General features: G+C 52.2%; 18 protein-coding genes, 8 tRNA genes and 1 rRNA gene. All 27 read right to left on the bottom strand.

Annotated elements, in window-relative coordinates; genetic code table 11:
- Positions 1-30: 30 nt before the first annotated feature.
- On the bottom strand, positions 31-1,767 hold the full coding sequence (locus MHH82_RS00865; protein WP_445661952.1) for a tetratricopeptide repeat protein: 1,737 nt from the start codon (positions 1,765-1,767) through the stop codon (positions 31-33).
- A gap of 89 nt (positions 1,768-1,856) precedes the next feature.
- Positions 1,857-2,807 (bottom strand): ribose-phosphate diphosphokinase, encoded by a 951-nt coding sequence (locus MHH82_RS00860; protein ID WP_012818404.1) that lies wholly within the window; start codon positions 2,805-2,807, stop codon positions 1,857-1,859.
- Between the two features lie 164 nt (positions 2,808-2,971).
- Positions 2,972-3,811, bottom strand: a complete 840-nt coding sequence (hisJ, locus tag MHH82_RS00855; protein WP_251500073.1) for a histidinol-phosphatase HisJ — start codon at positions 3,809-3,811, stop codon at positions 2,972-2,974.
- An 11-nt stretch (positions 3,812-3,822) separates the two neighbouring features.
- Entirely contained in the window at positions 3,823-4,524 is a 702-nt protein-coding gene (gene hisIE / locus MHH82_RS00850) for a bifunctional phosphoribosyl-AMP cyclohydrolase/phosphoribosyl-ATP diphosphatase HisIE (protein ID WP_012818402.1), read from the bottom strand.
- The gene (hisF, locus tag MHH82_RS00845; protein WP_012818401.1) at positions 4,521-5,279 is read right to left on the bottom strand and encodes an imidazole glycerol phosphate synthase subunit HisF; all 759 of its coding nucleotides are present in this window, start codon (positions 5,277-5,279) and stop codon (positions 4,521-4,523) included. The genes hisIE and hisF overlap by 4 nt, the downstream gene beginning before the upstream one ends.
- Positions 5,280-5,349: 70 nt before the next feature.
- Positions 5,350-6,081 (bottom strand): 1-(5-phosphoribosyl)-5-[(5-phosphoribosylamino)methylideneamino]imidazole-4-carboxamide isomerase, encoded by a 732-nt coding sequence (hisA, locus tag MHH82_RS00840; RefSeq protein WP_187293006.1) that lies wholly within the window; start codon positions 6,079-6,081, stop codon positions 5,350-5,352.
- Between the two features lie 37 nt (positions 6,082-6,118).
- Positions 6,119-6,727 (bottom strand): imidazole glycerol phosphate synthase subunit HisH, encoded by a 609-nt coding sequence (gene hisH / locus MHH82_RS00835; protein ID WP_012818399.1) that lies wholly within the window; start codon positions 6,725-6,727, stop codon positions 6,119-6,121.
- A gap of 3 nt (positions 6,728-6,730) precedes the next feature.
- The gene (hisB, locus tag MHH82_RS00830; protein ID WP_009595657.1) at positions 6,731-7,336 is read right to left on the bottom strand and encodes an imidazoleglycerol-phosphate dehydratase HisB; all 606 of its coding nucleotides are present in this window, start codon (positions 7,334-7,336) and stop codon (positions 6,731-6,733) included.
- A gap of 65 nt (positions 7,337-7,401) precedes the next feature.
- Positions 7,402-8,685: a histidinol dehydrogenase gene (gene hisD, locus MHH82_RS00825; RefSeq protein ID WP_251500066.1), complete on the bottom strand. Its 1,284-nt coding sequence runs from the start codon at positions 8,683-8,685 to the stop codon at positions 7,402-7,404.
- Between the two features lie 114 nt (positions 8,686-8,799).
- Positions 8,800-9,441 carry an ATP phosphoribosyltransferase gene (hisG, locus tag MHH82_RS00820; RefSeq protein WP_145040445.1) on the bottom strand — a complete coding sequence of 214 codons (642 nt, stop codon included), beginning with the start codon at positions 9,439-9,441 and terminating at the stop codon, positions 8,800-8,802.
- A 53-nt stretch (positions 9,442-9,494) separates the two neighbouring features.
- On the bottom strand, positions 9,495-10,688 hold the full coding sequence (locus MHH82_RS00815; RefSeq protein ID WP_145040447.1) for an ATP phosphoribosyltransferase regulatory subunit: 1,194 nt from the start codon (positions 10,686-10,688) through the stop codon (positions 9,495-9,497).
- A gap of 349 nt (positions 10,689-11,037) precedes the next feature.
- The gene (locus MHH82_RS00810; RefSeq protein WP_145040449.1) at positions 11,038-12,264 is read right to left on the bottom strand and encodes an acyltransferase; all 1,227 of its coding nucleotides are present in this window, start codon (positions 12,262-12,264) and stop codon (positions 11,038-11,040) included.
- Positions 12,265-12,444: 180 nt separating this feature from the next.
- Positions 12,445-12,951, bottom strand: coding sequence for an acyltransferase (locus MHH82_RS00805; protein WP_096777118.1), 507 nt, complete (start codon positions 12,949-12,951; stop codon positions 12,445-12,447).
- Positions 12,952-12,964: 13 nt separating this feature from the next.
- Positions 12,965-13,615: a pyrophosphatase PpaX gene (gene ppaX / locus MHH82_RS00800; protein ID WP_012818393.1), complete on the bottom strand. Its 651-nt coding sequence runs from the start codon at positions 13,613-13,615 to the stop codon at positions 12,965-12,967.
- Between the two features lie 7 nt (positions 13,616-13,622).
- Entirely contained in the window at positions 13,623-14,762 is a 1,140-nt protein-coding gene (gene lgt / locus MHH82_RS00795; protein ID WP_145040450.1) for a prolipoprotein diacylglyceryl transferase, read from the bottom strand.
- Between the two features lie 21 nt (positions 14,763-14,783).
- Positions 14,784-15,722: an HPr(Ser) kinase/phosphatase gene (gene hprK / locus MHH82_RS00790; RefSeq protein ID WP_009595669.1), complete on the bottom strand. Its 939-nt coding sequence runs from the start codon at positions 15,720-15,722 to the stop codon at positions 14,784-14,786.
- A gap of 527 nt (positions 15,723-16,249) precedes the next feature.
- Positions 16,250-17,374: an ABC transporter ATP-binding protein gene (locus MHH82_RS00785; protein WP_012818391.1), complete on the bottom strand. Its 1,125-nt coding sequence runs from the start codon at positions 17,372-17,374 to the stop codon at positions 16,250-16,252.
- A 108-nt stretch (positions 17,375-17,482) separates the two neighbouring features.
- Positions 17,483-18,697 (bottom strand): PucR family transcriptional regulator, encoded by a 1,215-nt coding sequence (locus MHH82_RS00780; protein WP_012818390.1) that lies wholly within the window; start codon positions 18,695-18,697, stop codon positions 17,483-17,485.
- A 152-nt stretch (positions 18,698-18,849) separates the two neighbouring features.
- Positions 18,850-18,922, bottom strand: a tRNA-Lys gene (locus MHH82_RS00775).
- A 7-nt stretch (positions 18,923-18,929) separates the two neighbouring features.
- Positions 18,930-19,015: transfer RNA gene (locus MHH82_RS00770), tRNA-Tyr, on the bottom strand.
- 12 nt (positions 19,016-19,027) lie between these two features.
- Positions 19,028-19,100: transfer RNA gene (locus MHH82_RS00765), tRNA-Phe, on the bottom strand.
- 206 nt (positions 19,101-19,306) lie between these two features.
- Positions 19,307-19,383: transfer RNA gene (locus tag MHH82_RS00760), tRNA-Asp, on the bottom strand.
- 13 nt (positions 19,384-19,396) lie between these two features.
- A tRNA-Thr gene (locus tag MHH82_RS00755) sits at positions 19,397-19,472 on the bottom strand.
- A gap of 24 nt (positions 19,473-19,496) precedes the next feature.
- A tRNA-Val gene (locus tag MHH82_RS00750) sits at positions 19,497-19,572 on the bottom strand.
- Positions 19,573-19,581: 9 nt separating this feature from the next.
- Positions 19,582-19,658: transfer RNA gene (locus MHH82_RS00745), tRNA-Met, on the bottom strand.
- Between the two features lie 32 nt (positions 19,659-19,690).
- Positions 19,691-19,782: transfer RNA gene (locus MHH82_RS00740), tRNA-Ser, on the bottom strand.
- Positions 19,783-19,862: 80 nt separating this feature from the next.
- Positions 19,863-22,793 (bottom strand): 23S ribosomal RNA (locus tag MHH82_RS00735).
- Positions 22,794-22,818 lie beyond the last annotated feature (25 nt).

Genomic DNA, 22,818 nt, shown 5'->3' with positions numbered 1-22,818 from the left:
TCTCCTAAGTATCCGAATATGGGCTCTTACTTAAATGTTTTCCGTAAATGGCCGGAAATTATCATCCGGCTGTGCTTTCGTTTCACATACGCTATCCATTTGACGTGCGTAACGACTCACCGTTGATGGCGAAATACCGTAACGGACAGCCACCTGTTCATAGGTTAGGGTTCGTCCACGCTTCTTGGCCGTCAGATATTCCAATGCCGCTGCCCAGCCCTCCACATTCCGAATGTTCGGAATATCAGGGTACAGCCGGCTCAGGAACTCGGACCAGAGATTCTCCATCTCTTTTTTCCAAAAAGGGTCTACCCGCATGTCCATGGTCTGCTCGGCCTTCTCCAGCACCGCCTTCCAGGAAGGCAGCCAATCCGGCAGCACCTCGCGGGTCTTGCCCCCGGATAAATCGCGATCGTCGCGACGCTCCTTCAACCGATTGCTTGCGGCCTCCATCTGCTGGAGCACCAGGCGGGCGGCATCCTTCAACTCCGCGTCCTCTCCCGGCTCCTGCAGGAACGATTGCAGCGCATGCTGCACCTCTTCATCGGCGATCAATTCCAGCGTCCGGATCACCTGCAGCTTGGTCTGGGGATCGCCATGCCGGAGCGCCCAGAAGAACGATGAACGAATCAGCGGATTCTGCTTCGCTTCCTCCGTCAGTTTATCGCCGTCATGCTCCCAGCGTTTGAACTGCTCTTCGAACGGAAGGTGATAGTGGTAACTCACTTTCATCTGATCGGTACCGGTTTCTTTACGCTTTTGCAGCTGGGCCAAATAGAAATCCGGAATCACCGAATCTCCGTCCAGCTTCAGCGCCTGCCGCCAATATTTCTCGGCCTTGTCGTAATAACCGCTGTTGCAGGCCGCAACGGCCGTATAATGATACAGGCTTGGATCTCCGTTAAACTCATCCTCTTTCAGCAATCGGCGAAAATGACCGTAGGCAATTTCGTGCTGCCCCAATATGCCCATCGTCGTAGCAAGCTTAAACACATGCTCCAGATGAAAAGGAACCGTTACCGTTAGCATGTCCATCAATCGGTCGCGCTGCTCCTGATTTCCCTCATGCTGAAAGAAGATGGCCAGATTGCATAAACCGTGCAGATTGCCCGGCTCCTGATCCAGCACCTCGCCAATGGTGCGCTTCGCGGTATCGAAACGTCCCATGTAGTAGTAAGCCAGGGCCAAATTGTTGCGCGCAGCCAGAAAATCCGGATTATCCTTGACGATTTCCTCCAACAGCTTGACCGCTTGGGCGAATTTCCCTTCCTCCAGCAGTGCCCGGGCATGCTCATGTTCGACCACGCCTTCGCGGCTCTTGATCCGGTTCAGCTTGGCAGGACGATTCAGCTCGTAATGGAGCAGCTCCATCATTTCCTCGGCCTCATCCAGAAATTGACCGTTAGGATCTTCCTCCAGATAGGTGACAAGCGCTTCTTCCGCCTTCTCAAACTGTTCCATATTGGCATAATTGTTCGCCATATAGAAATAGCATTCCGTCATCAACGGGTCAACCTGCTCCAGAATATGAGCCAGCACATCGTTGGAAGCTTTATAATCTCCCGTCTCTGATAATATACCCGCCATATTGCAATGATTCACCGGATTATCGGGTTCATATTCAACAGCTTTGCGAAAATATTTCAGAGCCTTGTCATATTGGTAACGATCTAGCGAACGAACCGCGCGATCGAAGAAGAAATTAGCATTCATTTCGATAGATATAACATTGTGGGGGTCACTTGACCCATATGGATGACCATTCACGAAAAGCAAGGCACCTCCTTTAACTTGCTCCTCTATCCACAACAGTATAACACAAGTTACGACGTCATTTGCAGAAAAAAGACACCAGTTTACACACCGGCGTCTTTGAATAAAGTGGCGATCGATCCGCCCTCGATGATAATGTGAGTGGCCTGGGCCAGCATAGGCGCAACAGACAGCACCTTTAACCGCATCTTGCAGTGATGGTCCGGGAGCACGATGGAGTCCGTGACCACGATCTCCTCGATATGAGCATGGTCGAGACGGTCAAGTGCTTCACCGGAGAACAGGCCATGGGTCGCGCACACAATGGCATCATTGGCTCCCCGTTCCTTTAAGCTTTCCACCACCTGCACGATGGTGGTTCCCGTGTCAATCAAGTCTTCGATAATAATCGGCGTGCGTCCCGCCACGTCTCCAATGACATGGGTAATGACCGCTTCGTTATGGGCTGGACGCTGCTTGACCATCATGGCAAACGGCGATCCCAGGCGGCTCGAAAGCTTCTCGGCCGTCTTCGCCCGTCCGGCATCGGGAGAAACGATAACCGGATTCTCGATATTCTTGGACTTCAGATACTCCGTAATCAAATCCAGCGCGGTCAGATGATCCACCGGTATATTGAAGAACCCCTGGATGGCAGGTGCATGCAGATCAATGGTTATCACGCGGTTGGCACCGGCTGTGGTTAGCACGTCGGCTACCATTTTGGCCGATATCGGCTCTCGCGGCGCGGCCTTTCGTTCCTGTCTGGCATAACCGTAATACGGAACAATGATGTTGATCGTTCTGGCGGAAGCACGCTTGGCGGCATCAATCATCACGAGCAGCTCTACGAACATTTCGTTGATAGGGTGAGAAAAGGACTGCAGCAGAAAAACGTCGCAATTGCGGATGCTTTCTTCATAGTGGACATAAACCTCGCCGCTTTGAAAGCGGGAAATCTTGATCTTTCCCAATTCAACGCCCAACTGCTGGCTGATGCTGGCGGCAAGCGCCGGATTGGAAGTTCCGGCGAACAATCGTAATGAACGATACATGAGGACCTCCTGACGAGAGTGGTTAGTAGTCGGCGGATGCAACGATGGATTGAAAGCGTTATCGTCAAATCAGGCCGTTCCCGCCTCCGCAACCCGTCGAGGGTAGTCTGGAGGGGAAAACAGCCGTCTGCAATGAACCTGTTTGCAATTAGTGCTTGTCTTTATTATACATCGTTTCCTTCCACATTCCAAAGCACCATCTCCCGCTTCCGGTTACGGAAGGTCGCAAGCTCCCGAACGCCAAGCTCCGACAACAGTGCCCGGGCCTGATCCAGATGCTCGCCAAGCTTCATGGGCTGATGAGCATCCGACCCTATAGTCAACGGAATGCCCAGCTTGATCGCTTCCTCCAGCATTCGCCGGCTTGGAAACATCTCCCCGCAGGCCTTTGATAAACCGGATGCGTTCAGCTCCATCGCCTTCCCGCTCCGGGCCACGGCCGCAAGCGTTGCTTGCTCCAATGCGATCACGTCCGACTTCTGTTCGGGGCCCGGCCCATAACCGAACCGCTTGATCACGTCCAGATGGCCCATGATATCGTAGAAGCCGGTTGCGGCAGCCTTCTGCACCGCATCATAATATTGTCGATAGACTTCAAGCGGATCCTTGCCCTCCCAGCCCTGGGTCTGGCGGTAATCCGTGATGTCCCATTCGCCAAGAAAATGAACCGATCCGATGACATAATCCCACGGATAGTCCTTCACGATCCGCTCGATCTGTTCTTCATAGCCCTCGATATAATCGCCTTCGAGTCCGATCCGAATGTCAATCTGCCCTCTGTAGCGCTCTTTCAGCTGCAGGCATTCTTCCACGTAACGCGGCAGCTCGTCCATCGGCATGGCCATCTCCGGATAGTATGCCTCCGGATTCACGTGTATCAAAGGCATATGGTCCGATAAGCCCAGTTGATCCATCCCGAGTTCGATAGCGCGCCGTACATACTCCTCCAGCTGCCCTTCGGCATGTCCGCACCGGGCATGGTGGGTATGGTAATCAATATGCATCGGTAAGCCTCCTAATCGCGGCGCGGCCGTTCATGCCGGCGGCTCAGCTCATCCATGATCTCATCCAGCGGGAGCTTCCGCTCCTGAAGGAGTACCAGTAGGTGATAGATCAGATCGCTGACTTCAAGCTTCAGCTCGGCGTTGTCTTTATTTTTGGCGGCAATGATCGTTTCGGAAGCTTCTTCGCCCACCTTCTTAAGGATTTTGTCCACGCCTTTATCGAACAGGTAGGTCGTATAGGCCCCTTCCGGCCGTTCCACCTCACGCTGGGCAATGACCTCTTCCAGCTCGGCAAGTACCGCGAAGCGCTCGCCGGACGCAGCCGTCCCCTGGCTCGCAGGCTCGCTATCCTGCCCTTGAGCGGTAATCTCATTGTGGAAGCAGGTCGTTTGTCCGGTATGACAGGCAGGTCCATTCGGATTCACCTGCAGCAAGAGGGTGTCTCCGTCACAGTCGTAACTCATGGAAACGACCGTCTGGACGTTGCCGGAAGTTGCCCCCTTATGCCACAGCTCTTCGCGCGAACGGCTCCAGAACCAAGTCTCGCCGCTTTCCAGCGTCAATCGAAGCGATTCCCGGTTCATATAAGCCATCATCAGCACCTGCTTGCTCTCTGCATCCTGTACAATCGCCGGCACCAGGCCCGCGGCATCCCAACGGATGTGCTCGCTGACCTGCTCCAGGGATAAATCTTTCAACATATCTTCGCTCACCGTATATCCACTCCTTTTTGGCTAAGCTGCAACTTGAGATGAGGGATCGAGATCTCTTTATAGTGAAAAATCGTGGCGGCAAGACCCGCATCCGCCTTGCCCTGAGTGAATACGTCATAGAAGTGATCCTCTTTGCCGGCGCCGCCGGACGCGATGACCGGGATCTGCACTGTCGAGGCGACGGCCGATGTCAGCGGCAGATCGAAGCCGTCCTTCGTTCCGTCCGCATCCATGCTGGTCAACAGAATCTCCCCCGCACCCAGGCTTTCCGCCTGCTTCACCCAATCAAGCGCCTTGATGCCGGAAGGCATACGTCCACCGTGCGTATACACTTCCCATTCTCCCCACGCATCGTTGTACTTGGCGTCAATCGCCACGACGATGCATTGGGACCCGAATTTGCGCGCCCCGGCGGAGATGAGCTCCGGCTGCTTGACCGCTGCCGTATTTATCCCGATTTTATCCGCACCCGCCCGCAGAATCCGCTTCATGTCCTCTACGGACGAAATGCCTCCGCCCACGGTAAAAGGAATGGCGATTTCCCCTGCCGTTCTCCGAACGACTTCTTCCATCGTTGCCCGGCCTTCAACCGAAGCCGATATATCCAAAAAGACAAGCTCATCTGCGCCTTCCCGGTCGTAGAGCGCCGCCAATTCCACGGGATCGCCCGCATCGCGGAGATTCACAAAGTTTACGCCCTTTACCACCCGACCGTCCTTCACGTCCAGGCAAGGTATGATCCGTTTTGCCAGCATGCCTTTCCCCTCTTCCCCTATATGAACTCTATCGATCTCTGATGATTCGAATAGACACTGGTTCAAATCCTCATTGAATACGCGTAATAGCCTCTTTCAGGTCAATATTGCCTGTATACAGCGCCTTGCCCACGATCGCTCCGCCTACACCGTCGCCGCTGTGCGCGCTGAGCGCCAGCAGATCGTCCAGCTTCGTCACGCCGCCAGAAGCGATGACCGAGCGGCCGCTGGCTTTGGCCAGCGAGACAATCGCCTCTACGTTCGGCCCCTGCATCATTCCATCGCGGGAAATGTCGGTGAAGATGAAGGTTTCCGCCCCTTTGGCTGCTAATTCTTTTGCCAATACTTCGGCTTGAACCTCCGACGTTTCCAGCCAGCCTCTCGTTGCGACGTATCCGTTGCGCGCGTCGATGCCGATGGCTACCTTATCCCCGTACTTGCCCAGCACCGCTTCCGTAAAGACGCGGTCTTCGATCGCCGCCGTGCCGATGATCACCCGGCTGACGCCAAGTGACAGCAGCCGCTCAACATCCGCCAGCGTGCGCAGGCCTCCGCCTACTTGAACCGGAACCTGAACGCTGGATGCAATCTTCCCGATAATGCCGTCGTTCACCGGCTGACCTGCCTTCGCACCGTCCAAATCCACGAGATGAATAAATGTGCCGCCTTGCTCTTCCCACGATTTGGCTACCTCGAGCGGATTGTCATTGTATACCGTTTCTTGATTATAATCGCCTTGGACCAGCCTGACGCATTTGCCGCCGCGAATATCGATTGCCGGATATATGATAAAAGAGGACATCCCCATTCCCACTTTCCAATTGGTCTATTCGTTCGCCTTACGTTAAAGCCAAAAAATTGCGAAGCAGGCTCATCCCAAGCTCTCCGCTCTTCTCGGGATGGAACTGCATGCCGTACACCGAACCGCGGCCCACGATGGCCGTTACTGGCTGACCGTAATCGGTAACCGCCAGCAAATCAGACTGAACCTCAGGAAGAACATGATACGAGTGGACAAAATACACATGACCTTCCTCAAGTCCCGCAAACAGCGGGTGCTCCCGCTTCCTGAACTGCAATGAATTCCAGCCCATATGCGGCACCTTGTAGTCCCCACCCGCAAACCGCACAACCGATCCGGGCAGTATATCCAGCCCTTCATACTTGCCATGCTCCTCGCTCCGGCTGAACAGGAGCTGCATGCCGAGGCAGATCCCCAGCAGCGGTTTTCCCGACTCCGCTGCTTCCTTCATGACCGAGTCCAGCGAGGCTTCGCGGAGCTGCTCCATGGCATCTCCGAATGCGCCGACTCCGGGCAGAATGATGCCATCCGCCGCCAGAAGCTCCTCCCGCTCCCCCGTAACGAGCGGCTGATACCCAAGCCGCTCTACCGCTTTGCTCACGCTGTGCAGATTGCCCATGCCGTAATCCACGATTGCAATGGCCATCGTTTAGAGCACTCCCTTCGTGGACGGTACGCCGGTCACCCGCGGATCCACGGTGGTCGCCTCATCCAATGCACGGCCGAGCGCCTTAAACACCGCTTCAATCATATGATGGGTATTGTGTCCGTAATGAACGATGACATGCAGCGTGATCCGGGCTTCCAGCGCCAATTTCCACAGAAATTCATGGACAAGCTCGGTATGAAAAGAGCCTACCTGCTGCGAAGGATACTCCGCCCGGTACTCAAAATGCGGGCGGTTGCTGATATCCACGATAACTTGAGCAAGCGCCTCATCCATCGGCACAAACACGCTGGCATAACGTTTGATGCCTTTTTTATCGCCCAGCGCTTCGCGGAACGTCTGCCCTAAGCAGATCCCGATATCCTCCACCGTGTGGTGGTCATCGATCTCGATATCGCCCTTTGCCTTGACGCGAAGATCAAACTGGCCATGCTTTGTGAACAAATCAAGCATATGATTCAGAAACGGCACATCGGTCTCCAATTCCGAAATCCCGGTCCCATCGACATTGAAATCCAGGGCAATGTCGGTCTCATTGGTTTTGCGGCTCACGCCGGCTGATCTAGCTGCTGCATCCAAACTACTCACGTGGATTGCCTCCTCTATACGGAATATTTATGATGAACAAAAGATGCTTGTTCTGGTCTGATTTCTTATCGTTCTTGTTCAAGCCGGATTTCGATCGCCCGGGCATGGCCCTCAAGCCCTTCGCGCCGGGCCAGCTCCATGATCTGCTCGCCGTCGCGCAGCAGCGCTTCTTTACTGTAGTAGATCAAGCTCGATTTCTTAATGAAATCGTCCAGATCCACTGGCGATGCGAACCGTGCCGTCCCATTCGTCGGAATGATATGGTTCGGTCCTGCAAAATAATCGCCTACCGGCTCCGAGCTGTACGGTCCTAGGAAAATCGCGCCTGCGTTCTCGATCTGGCCCACGATCGCCATCGGCTCCTCCGTCACGATCTCCAGATGCTCCGGCGCTAAACGGTTAATGACTTCAATCCCTTCCTGAAGGGATTCCGTGACAATCACCGCGCCATAGCTGTCCACGGAAGCGCGGGCGATGTCCCACCGCGGTAGCAGCTCAAGCTGCCGCTCTACTTCGGCGGCAACGGCTTCGCCCAGATTTCGGGAAGGCGTCACGAGAATGGCCGATGCCATCTCGTCATGCTCAGCTTGGGAAAGCAGATCCGCTGCAATATACGAAGCATCTGCATGTTCATCGGCCAATACCGCAATCTCGCTTGGACCGGCCAGGCTGTCAATATTGACTGCGCCGTACACTTCACGTTTGGCCAGGGCAACGTAAATATTGCCGGGCCCGCAAATCTTATCCACGGGGGAAATGGTCTCCGTGCCGTAGGCCAATGCCGCAATGGCTTGTGCTCCTCCTACGCGGTAGATTTCCGTAACGCCTGCCTCCGCTGCAGCCACCAGAATATAGGGATTGATTCCGTCCTTCCCGCCGGTTGCCGGGGGAGTGACCATGACGATTTCGGGCACGCCTGCCACTTGCGCCGGGATCACGTTCATCAGCACGGATGAAGGATAGGCTGCCTTTCCACCGGGCACATAGACACCGACGCGCTTCAACGGACGAATGATTTGTCCCAAGATGCTGCCGTCCGGCTGTAGATCCATCCAGGAATTCCGCTTCTGCTTCACATGAAATGCGCGAATGTTGTTTGCCGCGGCTTGTATCGCCTTCACGAACGAAGGCTCCACATGATCATAAGCTGCCTTGAGCTCCTCATCCGTTACGCGAAGCTGACCTGCTGTCAGACGGACACGGTCCAATTGTTCGGTATGCCGCAGCAAGGCGGCATCTCCTTCGGACCGAATATCCCGCACAATCGCCTTCACGACTTCATTCTGCTCTGGTGTGCCGTAATCATTTTCCCGTTTCAGCTCAAAGTCCCGTGCTGATACTACCTTCATCTTAATCTCCCCCAATCCCGCTCCATCATGTTACATGCATAGCGTTTCTTAATGAATGAAGGATGATCCATTCGATCATCCATGCTCATCCAGTTGGTGCCTTATTTCTTAGCGCTAAATAGTCGCTCCCTCAGACATAATGACCGTTTGCAGCCGATCGCACAATGCCTGAATTTCATCATTCTTCATCCGATAACTGACGCGATTGGCAATCAGGCGGCTTGTAATTTCAAAGATGCTGGTCATCTCTACAAGTCCGTTCTCTTTAAGCGTTTGGCCTGTTTCCACCATATCCACGATTCGGTCTGCCAAGCCGATGAGCGGTGCAAGCTCGATGGAACCGTTCAGTTTAACCACTTCAACCTGCTGGCCCTGCTCACGGAAATACTGTGAAGCCACGTTCGGATATTTGGTGGCAACCCGCTGTCGTATGCCCGGCTTCCAGTCCGGCAAGCCGATGACCGACATCCTGCACCGCGCAATGCCGAGATCAAGCAGCTCATAAACGTCCTTGTTCTCTTCCATCAGCACGTCCTTGCCGACGATACCGATATCCGCCACGCCGTATTCCACATAAGTCGGCACATCCACCGGCTTCGCCAGGATAAATTCCATTCCTGCCTCCGGCAAGGGAATGACCAGCTTGCGCGTCTCATCCACGTCGAGGGGTATCGGAAGTCCGGCTGAACGGAACAGCGCGGATGCTTTTTTATATATGCGCCCTTTGGGCATCGCTACTTTCAACGTTTCCGCCACGTTCGAATCCTCCTGACCTTAAACTTATATGATAATCGTTATAGATCCGCTTCCTATCGAAGGGTAATGACCTCTCGGTATCCTCTATTGAGCAGACTGCCGGACACAACGGGTACCTCGGCATCTCGGGCATTAGCCGAATCCGGTATGATCGAAGTGATGACGGAATGTCCCTGCGCCCGAAGTTCTGAGGCTTTAGCCAGTCCTTCCTTTCGATGGGAAGCCGTGTACCGGATCAGAATGGGCAATTCCTCGACAATCTCCTCTCCTTGCACCCCATCGAGAATGCGATTGGTCTTGAGTGCAAAGCCTGTTGCCGGAACGGCACGGCCAAACTGCCGAAGCAGCTTGTCGTAACGACCGCCGCTTGCGACGGGAGAGCCCAGCTCCGCAGCATAACCCTCGAACGTCATTCCCGTGTAATAGGAGAAGTCTCCGAGCATCGTCAAATCAAACAGAACATGTCTGGAGACGTCGTAAGCCTCGAGCACTTCCCATACCTTGCTCAGATGCTCGATAGAAGCTCTCGCGAGTTCATTGCTGCTAATCTCGAGAGCTTGCCCGGCAATCTCCCTGCCTCCGCGCAGCTTCAGGATTCCCTCCAGCTGATCCTGCTGTACCTCCGTCAGGCTCAGGCTGGCAATGGTGTTGCGGTATCCGACGTAGTCGCGGTTCAGCAAATCCTGCTTCAGGCTCTCCTGATCCTCCGTCCGATCGGGCAGCACCTCTTGAAGTAGGCCATTCAGATAACCCATATGACCCATCGCGATTTTGAATTTCTCCACGCCTGCCGCCTTCAGGGATTCGATGGCCAGCGCAATCACTTCGGCATCGGCTTCCGGCGTATCATCGCCCACAAGCTCGACGCCGGTCTGGAAGAATTCCGCTTCCCGCCCCGCTTCCTCCTCAATGGCGCGAAATACATTGGCATGGTAAGACAAACGCACCGGAAGCGGCTCATCCTTCAGCAGCGAGGACATGACCCGCGCTATGGGAGCAGTCAGATCGGAACGCAGCACCATCGTCGTGCCGCGTTTATTCAATAGTTTAAACAGCTTCTGGTCCGACGTAGAGCTTGCCACGCCTACCGTATCGTAATATTCCATCGTTGGTGTCATAATCTGCCGGTAACCCCAGCGGTCCATGCATGCAAGCACTTCGCGTTCAATCCGACGCAGCTTGGTGACCGCATGAGGAAGATAATCACGAACACCTGCCGGTTTCTCGAAGCCTTTCGGTTTAGACATGACGCTCCACCTCAAATTCAGTAAAAGTCTTTAATATGGTAAAGTGGTACCTTGCTAATAAATTAAAGGATATTGGCTATATTACCATGAATCCTGCCTGATCGTCAATGCATACGCATGCGTTCTGCTATGTATCGTTCTCTGTCGGTACCCGCCTTACGCATCAATAGATCCGTCTAACTTCTGGGTATAATTGTAACACAAGAACGGACCAGCGTGGCTTGCTTGTCTAATTGGCTGAACCCCTGCATGGATCCGGATGGCGCCAATACAAAAAAACCGCCCGGCAGCCCGGACGGCTTTGCTTCATGATGAAGGATAAGAAGTTTTAACATTAGGCCTGATGTTCCTATAGATCGACCGATTTCTTGCTGTCGCCCGTAACGGTGTCTTTTCTCTGCGATGGTGTCGCAGGTGCTTTCGAGGATGGCTTCAATGATCGAGGAACGCTGCCCAGCAGCATCCACGACCCTGGAATCCACCGGAACACCGTCTGCACCACTAACGCACTGACGATCAATGCCGTTACCATCCCGCCGTATATCCAGATCAGATAATCATCGGTTACCGGATTCAGCTTCGGATCGAATTCCCGATACAGGAACAGCCAGAGCGGGTGCACGAGATAGATCGCGAAAGACAGCTCGCCAATCCGCGTCAGCACTTTCACGATGAGTTTCCAGCCGCTGCTATACAGCCAGCTCGCCAGCTGCATCAGCACTATCGCGGAGAACACGGTGTGCAGATTCCACAACAGCTCGTACAACAGGGAATCATATTTGGCGCCATGCAATCTCTGATTGTACCAAATCTGCACATGCGTCAGCGCCATCGCGAGCCAGCCGGCCCATAACACGATCGTGCCTGCTCTTTGACCAGAGGTTTGCTTTTTCCATGATGACGTCAGCCAGCCCTTGAATTTATCGTAATTCATCGCCAGATAAGCGCCCAGCATATAGTAGGCTAAATACGAAATGGCCAAGCTGCCTTTAAACGTGTACTGCAGCTCGTATTTGTTCCAGATGATGAAACCCCATTGCAGCAGGAATCCGATCGGCACTGCCCACCTTGCGAGAAACCGTGAGGATTTGAACAGCTTGAGGAAGATCGGAAACAGAATATAGAACTGCAAACTGATAAATACAAAGTATAAGTGCGTATAATTCTGCCCTCGAGCCAAGCGTTCAAAGAATAGCGGCATCTGTGCCCATAGATCAAACGAACTGTTCAGCATCCCGTTCTGATACATCCGCACAAAGAAGTAGATGATCGAGAACAACACGTACGGCAGCAAAATGTACAAGAGCCGCCGTTTATAGAAGTTTTTGATCAAGTCCTTGGTCAGCGGCCGGTCCGCATAGTTATAGAACAGCACAAAGCTGCTTAGGAATATAAACGACGGTGTACCGTATTTAAAGAAAATATTCAAGAAATTAATAATATAATAGAATCGCGAATCAATCGCATCCACCGTTGCAAATGAAGTCGCATGAACGTGAAGCACGCCCAGGATGGCCAGCGCACGATATATATCGAGCTGCGGCAGCCTTTCCTTTTTGTTCAGCGTTGCACCCATGTCAGGCGTCGCCTCCTTGTTTTCGAGTTTGTTGATAGAGTCAATGTATGCGAATGGACGGGCAAAAAAGTCCCTCAAGGCCATCATACCCCGGGGACTATTGTTCGCTTTGTGTCAGGTTATCCTTTACTCATTCTACAACAATTCAGCAAGCTTGAGAACCTGACTTGTCACATTACCTCAAATTGACTCGCTTTCCGTCGATGTCCTCTTCAGCTCTCGCAATGGATTCCCGCCTACAAAAACACCAGGTGCCACATCCTTATGTACGACAGATCCCGCAGCAACGACCGCACCGTCTCCGATCGTAACCCCAGGCAAAATCGTGGTATTCGCGCCGATGAGCACGTTCTCCCCGATCCGCACTTCACCCAAACGATATTCCTTTATTAAATACTCGTGCGCCAGAATGGTCGTGTTGTAGCCGATGACCGAATTCTCGCCGATGGTTATTTTCTCCGGAAAAAACACATCCACCATGACCATCAAGCCAAACGCGGTATGCTTCCCCACTTTCATCCCGAGCATATGGCGATAGATCCAATTCTTCATAGGCAGGATAGGACAATACCGGGCGATCTGGATAAAAATGAAGTTCTTGACGCCCTTGAACGGGCTCACGGTGCGGTAGATTTGCCATAACGCGTTGGGGCCTTCTACAGGATAACGGGTAATCTTTCTGGCCATGCTGCCAAAACTCCTATTCCTCTTGAAGTCCTACGATTTCATACAGATCTCTCATATCCTTCAATATAAAATCCGGCCCGTACTCCATCAGCTTTTGCTCACCCTTGAGGGACCAAGCTACAGCGGCGGCCTTCACGCCCGCCGCCTTGGCAGACTGAATGTCCACCGGACTGTCTCCGATCATCAAAGTGGTGGCCGGATTTGCCCCCAGCTGCTCAATCGCCGTCAGAACGGGCTCCGGATGCGGTTTCGGATGCTCCACGTCGTTTACCGTAACAATCGCCGACATGAAGCGCTCCAGGTCGTACTTCTCCAGCGTCATCATGGTGGAAGGACGGATCTTCGTGGTTACGATCCCGAGCGAAAGCCCGTGACGATGAAGACGCTCCACGACTTCGTTCACATGCGGGAATGGTCTGACCATGTCATCATGATGGATCGTGTTGAAAGAGCGATAGGCTTTGATAAGCGGACTGACATCCTCGACGCCTCCTGAGAAAGCCTGGAGCTGCTGTTCTAGCGTGGTTCCCATATGCGGAATGATCTGCTCTCTGGTCAACGGTCCCGGGGCCTGCGCCTCAAAAACATGCATAAACGATGAGATAATCAATTCATTCGTGTCGATAATGGTGCCGTCCAAATCAAACAGTACGGTTTCGATCATGCTGCAACTACTCCTTTTTGTCCTCCGTATCCGGTTTTATTGTCGGAGTGTCTTCTTCTTCCCGTGGTGAGGATTTGACTTCTGTCTCCTCTGCTTGGGTAACAACGTCTTTATCCGCCATTTCCTCCGGTTCTGCGGCCTGTTTATGCTGTTTAGCAGGAGCCGGGGCAGGGGATTTGACGGTTTTGTTCGTTTGAAGATCGGCTTCCGGCGTTGGACCTGCTCCGGTCTTCGTCGACACGATCGGGTCCAAATAACGCACATTGGCGCGGCCCGTTACACGGCGAACAATGATCAGTACGATGCCTCCGATGACAATCAACACGGACAGTAGCTGGGAGATTCGAATGTTGCCATAAGCCGGATCCAGGTGGCCCAGTTCAAAGCCCATCCAAGTCATCGGTGCCCATAACGTATTGTTAATGAAATCGGCAAGTCCTGCGGCTCCTTGGAAAGCCAAGCTGTCCGTCCGCACCGCTTCAATAAAGAACCGGCCGATGGAATACCAGATGAAGTATCCGATGAAGAGTTCGCCTGCCCGCAGAAATTTCTGTCTGCGAATGATAAGCAGTATGACGATACCCAACAGGTTCCACAGCGATTCATATAAGAAGGTAGGGTGATGGAATACGCCCTGTACATTCATTTGATTCACGATAAAATCAGGCAAATGCAGCTCTCCGCGCAAGAAAGACTCGCTGACAGGACCGCCATAGGCCTCCTGGTTAACGAAGTTACCCCAGCGTCCAATGATCTGGCCGGCCAACAAGGACGGTGCACAGATATCGGCAATTCGCCAGAAGTTGTAGCCTTTTCGTCGAACATAGATCAACGCACAGATAATGGCGCCGATCAAGGCGCCGAATATCGCAATCCCGCCATTCCATATTTTGAACACATCCAGGAAGTTATCCTTATAGTCTTCCCATTTAAAAGCTACATAATAAATACGAGCACCGATAATAGCGGAAGGAACCCCAAGCAAGAGCAAATCCATGAAAAATTCCTGCGGAATGCCAAAACGCTTCCCCTCGCGAATGGCCAGCAGCAGACCTGCCAAGGCACCCAGGCCCAAAATCAAGCCATACCAATGAACACGCAGCGATCCGATGGAGAACGCCACCGGATCGATGAGCAATGTTTGCATCACTTATAACCCTCCCTAGTCCTAGTCCAAATCGTCCATATCTTCAGCAATCGTTGCCGTCAGCTTGTTCGTAAACTGCAGTGCAGCATTCAGTCCCATTTGCTTCAATCTGTAGTTCATAGCTGCCACTTCAATAATAACCGCAAGGTTACGTCCTGGACGAACCGGAATGGTGACCAGAGGGATATCCGTCTCTATAATTCGTGTTGTCTCTTCATCTAATCCCAGACGATCATACTGTTTATCCTGCTGCCAGGCCTCCAATCGAACAACAAGCGTAATCCGTTTATTATTCCGAACGGCGCCAGCACCGAATAACGTCATAACGTTAATAATACCGACCCCGCGAATCTCCAGCAGATGGCGAATCAGCTCAGGCGCTGTTCCATGCAGCTGAAAATCCGACGTCTGGCGGATCTCCACCGCGTCGTCCGCGATTAAGCGGTGTCCGCGTTTGACGAGCTCCAGAGCCGTTTCGCTTTTCCCGATACCGCTCGAGCCCGTGATCAGCATCCCCACGCCATACACATCGCACAATACCCCGTGGATGGTCGTCGTTGGCGCAAGTCTGCGTTCCAGGAAACTCGTGAATCGGCTTGTCAGGATGGTCGTCGCCATGCTGCTGCGCAGCACGGGCAAACCTCTTTCATTGCCGAGCTCCACCAGCTCTTCCGGCACTTCCAGGGAACGCGTAACCACGATGCAAGGCGTTTCTTCCGTACACAGGCTGCGCATGCGTTCTTTCCGCTCTTCCGGCTTCAGCATTCCGAAGAAAGCCAGCTCCGTGCGCCCCATAAGCTGAACCCGTTCCCGCGGATGATATTCAAAATAACCGGCCATTTCCAATCCCGGGCGATTCAGATCGTCCGTTGTAATCTGACGTTTCAAGCCTTCTTCACCTGCGATGACCTCCAGCTGAAACTGCTGGACCAGCTCGGATACCTTCACTTTCTTGGCCATGGTCTTACCCCTCTTCTTCCATTGTATGTTGACATCACAACGCAACCGGCATGCTGCTATCGGCTCGTTTTGGATGATATATTTCATGATCGGTTACTTTACTAATAAATAGGACGTCACAAGCCTTGCCGGCGGTCGGTCATGCTTCATGGAATACGCCCCAACAACCCATACGTTCAATGCTTATGTATGCCTTGCTTTGTGCTTATCTTATCGAAAAAAGCCAATGAATGCAATTCTAACCGGCTATCCGATAGCAGGACATTGAACTTATCCAGGAGTGATGCGACGCTGCTACGGCATACTGCGACTAAAAAAACAGATGTTCTATTACTAAAGATAACTCTCTTTCTATATCGACAATTGGTTGTCTGCTTTACACACTTTTACCATAGGACCACTTCTACCGTCTGCTAGAACTGCCTGAACCCTTCGATAAGGGCAGAAACTGCCTAGTTTTATGTCTTTTTCTCCTAAAAAAACCGCCCCTTGAGGGGCGGTTTTCAAGAGATCTCGATTGCTGAAGATTAATCTTCGAGCAATACGTTCAATTCAGACTCTTTATCAAAGATATGAACTTTGTTCATGTCGAGTGCCAATTTCACATTGTCGCCTTCGCGAGTAGTCGAACGTCCGTCTACACGGCCGATAACTGTGTCGGTGCCCAAGCCGCTGAGGTACAAGAGCATTTCGTGACCAAGGTTCTCGGTAACGTCCACTTTCGCTGTGAAGATTGTGTTCGGGGAAGCTTCCAGGAATACTGGCTCTTCATGAATATCTTCCGGACGAACACCCATGATTACTTCTTTGCCAATCATGGATTTATTTTTGAGCAATTGTGCTTTACCGCCTGGAACTTGAACGTTCAAGCCCTGGGAAGTGAAGTATACGCCACCGTTTTGCTCGGACAATTTACCGTTGATGAAGTTCATGGTTGGGGAACCAATGAAACCAGCAACGAACAGGTTGTTCGGATTGTTGTACAGTTGCTCTGGGGAATCCGCTTGTTGAATGATGCCATCCTGCATAACAACGATACGGTCACCCATCGTCATAGCTTCTGTTTGGTCATGCGTTACATAGATACAAGTGGTTTCAAGACGCTTCACCAGCTTAGTAATTTCAGCACGCATCTGACCGCGGAGCTTCGCATCCAAGTTGGAAAGCGGCTCATCCATCAAGAAGACTTGTGGATCACGGACAATTGCACGGCCCAAGGCAACACGCTGACGCTGACCACCGGAAAGAGCTTTCGGTTTACGCTCGAGCAAATGCTCGATATCCAGGATTTTCGCTGCTTCACGTACACGCTTATCGATTTCGTCTTTCTTCACTTTACGGAGTTTCAAACCGAATGCCATGTTCTGATATACGTTCATATGCGGATACAAGGCGTAGGATTGGAATACCATCGCGATGTCACGATCTTTAGGTGCTACATCGTTAACAACGCGGTCGCCAATGTAAAGTTTACCCTCGGAAATTTCCTCAAGACCTGCGATCATACGAAGTGTCGTAGACTTACCGCAACCGGAAGGACCTACCAATACCAAGAATTCTTTATCTTTAATATCCAAATTAACGTCAATTACAGTTGCTTTATCCGCACCTGCATACTTTTTGTAAATATGCTCTAAGCGTACACCAGCCATGTGCATTTGCCCCCTCATATGAATGTTATGAAATCGAATACAATTAATTTATAATCTTATATTACCCCATAGGCACCTGACTTGCTATACACAATCTGCACAAAAAACCTATTTCCTTTTCGTCACTTTATACAATAGAAGCGTTATTTTCACCAATACCGCGTCACTGAAGCTGCGAACGTCAAGCCCCGTCTCCTGTTTGATCTTATCCAGTCGGTACAGCAGCGTATTTCGGTGAATATACAGGTGTTTGGCCGTCTCGCTCACATTGCAGTCCAATTCAAAAAAAGACTCCAGCGTCGATAAAGTCTCACTGTCCTCGAATAAGTCGGTATGTCCGGCAGCGTACTCCCGCAGGAATTGATTCCGTTGATACTCAGGAATGCTGTAGACCAGACGTTCCAGATGAAGACCGGTCGACAGATGAATATGCTCCTTGACCTGAAAAGTACGCCCGATGGTCATGGTCTCTCGCAGCATGCCAACCGTCTGCGGCAAAGCATGAAGCGCATTGACTGCCGGGATCGCCGAAATATGAAAATCGCCCACCCATTCCGTTGAAATGAGCTCGTACAGCCCCATACAGAATAAGGACAGCAAATCCTGATCGGCTTCCGAGGATGCTTCCTCTTTATCATCCGTCGTTATGCCGCCCAACAGCTCTTGATTGGCAAGGATAATCCATTCCTTATCCAGCAGCGGCACAAGAACGATATCCCCGTCAAAATAACTGCGCAACAACCGCAGCAGCGCTTTATAACTTGGCGTGGGAGCATGCTCGCTCTCATGAATGAGTAGAAAGGGGACCATTTCCTCCGTCAAGCTTGTCCGAATCAGCATCTCATCCGGTAGTTCAGCAAGCAGCTCGCCGGCTTGAAGGCGCTCTTTCAACCAACCGCCCAACTGCTGGGCGCGCCGTTCTTCTTCAACCTTGGCTGCATTCTTTGACATCGCGCCTGAAGGCGCTTCCTGAAGGTTCGCCAATAAAAGAGCGACAAGCCCAATCTCCGACTCCGTCAAAGCATTGGAATCCGCCACGAGGACTCGGCTCAGATCCTGTTGATTAACGGGAAACCAAATCTCACCAAGCTCCTTATGCACATAAGCACCATCAACCATTCGTGTTGTGTTTGAGCTTACTTTTTCTCCATGGCGATTTGAACTTGCAGCACTTTCTTCTCGACCTAATCGGTCACCGTATCGCGAAGTGATCGCCATCGATTCCGTGAGCCATAGCGATTCCTGCTCATTCAATGTTTTTAAGCCGAGTGAGGTACCCAAGGTCTGCTCCAGTTTCTGAACGATATGCTCCATCTCCACCATTGATGACTCCACCACTTTATCGTTTTTTCTTATTTTATCATATCATCCTGCACAAACGACAATTCCTTCTCTTTAAGTCCGTGTGCCTTGGGAAATAGTTCAGTAAACACAACACAAAAAGAGCCGTCAACAACGTTGACGACCCTTTCGGATGAGCCATGAAGGACTCGAACCTTCGACACCCTGATTAAAAGTCAGGTGCTCTACCAACTGAGCTAATGGCTCTTATTACTGGTGGAGGATGATGGATTCGAACCACCGAACTCGGACGAGAACAGATTTACAGTCTGCTGCGTTTGGCCACTTCGCTAATCCTCCAAAATATAAAGGTGGCTCGGGACGGAATCGAACCGCCGACACGAGGATTTTCAGTCCTCTGCTCTACCGACTGAGCTACCGAGCCAAACATGAATAACATTAAAATAAAGTGCGGAGTGCAACACTTCCCACTTTAATCTGTGGAAAACCGACCATTTTTATTCCTTAAGAGTAATAATGGCGGAACTGACGGGATACTCTCTCTTCGTTCGAGACTGCGAAGTCTGTGCTAACGAGGATATGCTCCGACGAACCCGGTTATGGATTCTCATCCCTGAAGCTTGTAAATAATGGCGGAACTGACGGGATTCGAACCCGCGATCTCCTGCGTGACAGGCAGGCATGTTAGGCCTCTACACCACAGTTCCGCATTATTAAAGATGGTGCCGGCGAGAGGACTTGAACCCCCAACCTACTGATTACAAGTCAGTTGCTCTACCAATTGAGCTACACCGGCATGGTAAGGTAATAAAAATATACATGGTGGGGGCTGAGGGGATCGAACCCCCGACCCTCTGCTTGTAAGGCAGATGCTCTCCCAGCTGAGCTAAGCCTCCAGGTATGTATGGTAGCGGCGGAGGGGATCGAACCCCCGACCTCACGGGTATGAACCGTACGCTCTAGCCAGCTGAGCTACACCGCCATATAAACCTTATTGCATCCAAGTTATTCAAATGGCGGAGAGAGAGGGATTCGAACCCTCGCACCGCTTACGCAGTCTAACCCCTTAGCAGAGGGTCCCCTTATAGCCACTTGGGTATCTCTCCATCATAACTTGTATGCAGTTACAGAGATTGATTCCCTGAAAACTAGATACGAAACGAATTTGCAGCACATTGAAATATATTTGGATAAGCCCTCGACCGATTAGTATTGGTCAGCTCCATGCATTGCTGCACTTCCACCTCCAACCTATCTACCTCGTCGTCTTCAAGGGGTCTTACTAATTGGGAAATCTCATCTTGAGGGGGGCTTCACGCTTAGATGCTTTCAGCGCTTATCCCGTCCGTACGTAGCTACCCAGCCATGCTCCTGGCGGAACAACTGGTGCACCAGCGGTACGTCCATCCCGGTCCTCTCGTACTAAGGACAGCTCCTCTCAAATTTCCTACGCCCACGACAGATAGGGACCGAACTGTCTCACGACGTTCTGAACCCAGCTCGCGTACCGCTTTAATGGGCGAACAGCCCAACCCTTGGGACCTACTTCAGCCCCAGGATGCGATGAGCCGACATCGAGGTGCCAAACCTCCCCGTCGATGTGGACTCTTGGGGGAGATAAGCCTGTTATCCCCAGGGTAGCTTTTATCCGTTGAGCGATGGCCCTTCCATGCGGTACCACCGGATCACTAAGCCCGACTTTCGTCCCTGCTCGACTTGTAGGTCTCGCAGTCAAGCTCCCTTATGCCTTTGCACTCTTCGAATGATTTCCAACCATTCTGAGGGAACCTTGGGGCGCCTCCGTTACTCTTTAGGAGGCGACCGCCCCAGTCAAACTGCCCGCCTGACACTGTCCCCGTACCGGATCACGGTACCAGGTTAGAACCTAGATACGATCAGGGTGGTATCCCAACGTCGCCTCCACACAAGCTGGCGCTCATGCTTCTTAGGCTCCCACCTATCCTGTACAGATCGTACCCAAATCCAATATCAAGCTGCAGTAAAGCTCCATGGGGTCTTTCCGTCTTGTCGCGGGTAACCTGCATCTTCACAGGTATTAAAATTTCACCGGATCTCTCGTTGAGACAGCGCCCAAGTCGTTACGCCATTCGTGCGGGTCAGAATTTACCTGACAAGGAATTTCGCTACCTTAGGACCGTTATAGTTACGGCCGCCGTTTACTGGGGCTTCGGTTCACAGCTTCGGGTTTAACCCCTAACCGCTCCCCTTAACCTTCCAGCACCGGGCAGGCGTCAGCCCGTATACTTCGCCTTACGGCTTCGCACAGACCTGTGTTTTTGCTAAACAGTCGCTTGGGCCTTTTCACTGCGGCCCCCTCGGGCTATTCACCCTACCGAGGCACCCCTTCTCCCGAAGTTACGGGGTCATTTTGCCGAGTTCCTTAACGAGAGTTCTTCCGCGCGCCTTAGAATTCTCTTCTCGCCTACCTGTGTCGGTTTGCGGTACGGGCACCTTCACCTGACTAGAGGCTTTTCTTGGCAGTGTGAGATCATGACCTTCGCTACTATAATTTTCACTCCCCATCACAGCCCAGCCTTATCGATGTGCGGATTTGCCTACACATCAGCCTCACTGCTTGGACGGACATCCATCAGTCCGCGTCACTACCCTCCTGCGTCACCCCATCGTTCATAACGGTTTACGGTGGTACAGGAATTTCAACCTGTTGTCCTTCGATTACGCCTTTCGGCCTCACCTTAGGTCCCGACTTACCCTGAGCGGACGAGCCTTCCTCAGGAAACCTTGGGCTTTCGGCGGATCAGATTCTCACTGATCTTTTCGTTACTCATACCGGCATTCTCACTTGTATGCTGTCCAGCGCTCCTTACGGTACACCTTCAACCTGCATACAACGCTCCCCTACCCCTGATGCATAAGCATCAAGCCATAGCTTCGGTGGTGTGTTTAGCCCCGTTACATTTTCGGCGCAGAGTCACTCGACCAGTGAGCTATTACGCACTCTTTAAATGGTGGCTGCTTCTAAGCCAACATCCTGGTTGTCTGTGCAACTCCACATCCTTTCCCACTTAACACACACTTGGGGACCTTAGCTGATGGTCTGGGCTGTTTCCCTTTTGACAATGGATCTTAGCACTCACTGTCTGACTCCCGGATATAAGTCTATGGCATTCGGAGTTTGACTGAGCTTGGTAACCCTTGCGGGCCCCGCACCCAATCAGTGCTCTACCTCCACGACTCTTCATTCCGAGGCTAGCCCTAAAGCTATTTCGGGGAGAACCAGCTATCTCCGAGTTCGATTGGAATTTCTCCGCTACCCCCACCTCATCCCCGCATTTTTCAACATACGTGGGTTCGGGCCTCCAGTGCGTGTTACCGCACCTTCACCCTGGACAGGGGTAGATCACACGGTTTCGGGTCTACGCCCACATACTAATATCGCCCTATTCAGACTCGCTTTCGCTGCGGCTACGGCTTCTCGCCTTAACCTTGCATGGGAACGTAACTCGCCGGTTCATTCTACAAAAGGCACGCCATCACCCATAGATCGGGCTCTGACTTCTTGTAAGCACACGGTTTCAGGTTCTATTTCACTCCCCTTCCGGGGTGCTTTTCACCTTTCCCTCACGGTACTGCTTCACTATCGGTCGCTAGGGAGTATTTAGCCTTAGCAGATGGTCCTGCTGGATTCATACGGGGTTTCACGTGCCCCGCACTACTCGGGATCCGTCTCGGAGGGAATATACTTTCGGCTACAGGGCTTTTACCTCTTATAGCGGGCCTTTCCAGACCTCTTCGCCTAATATGTTCCTTTGTAACTCCATGTGAGACGTCCCACAACCCCAGAGAGCAAGCTCTCTGGTTTAGGCTGTTCCGCGTTCGCTCGCCGCTACTGACGGAATCACTCTTGTTTTCTCTTCCTCCAGGTACTTAGATGTTTCAGTTCCCTGGGTATGCCTCCTCGCATCCTATGTATTCAGATACGGGTAACTGACTATTACATCAGCTGGGTTTCCCCATTCGGACATCCCCGGATCGAAGCTTGCTTACAGCTCCCCGAGGCAGTATCGTTGTTCGCCACGTCCTTCTTCGGCTCCTAGCGCCTAGGCATCCTCCGTGTGCTCTTAGTAGCTTAACCAACTGCTCCGGTTATTGTGCTCATC

The organism is Bacillus sp. FSL K6-6540 (assembly GCF_038007545.1).
Note: the sequence above shows the minus strand (reverse complement) of the source record. Positions and strands in the feature narration are given on the sequence as shown.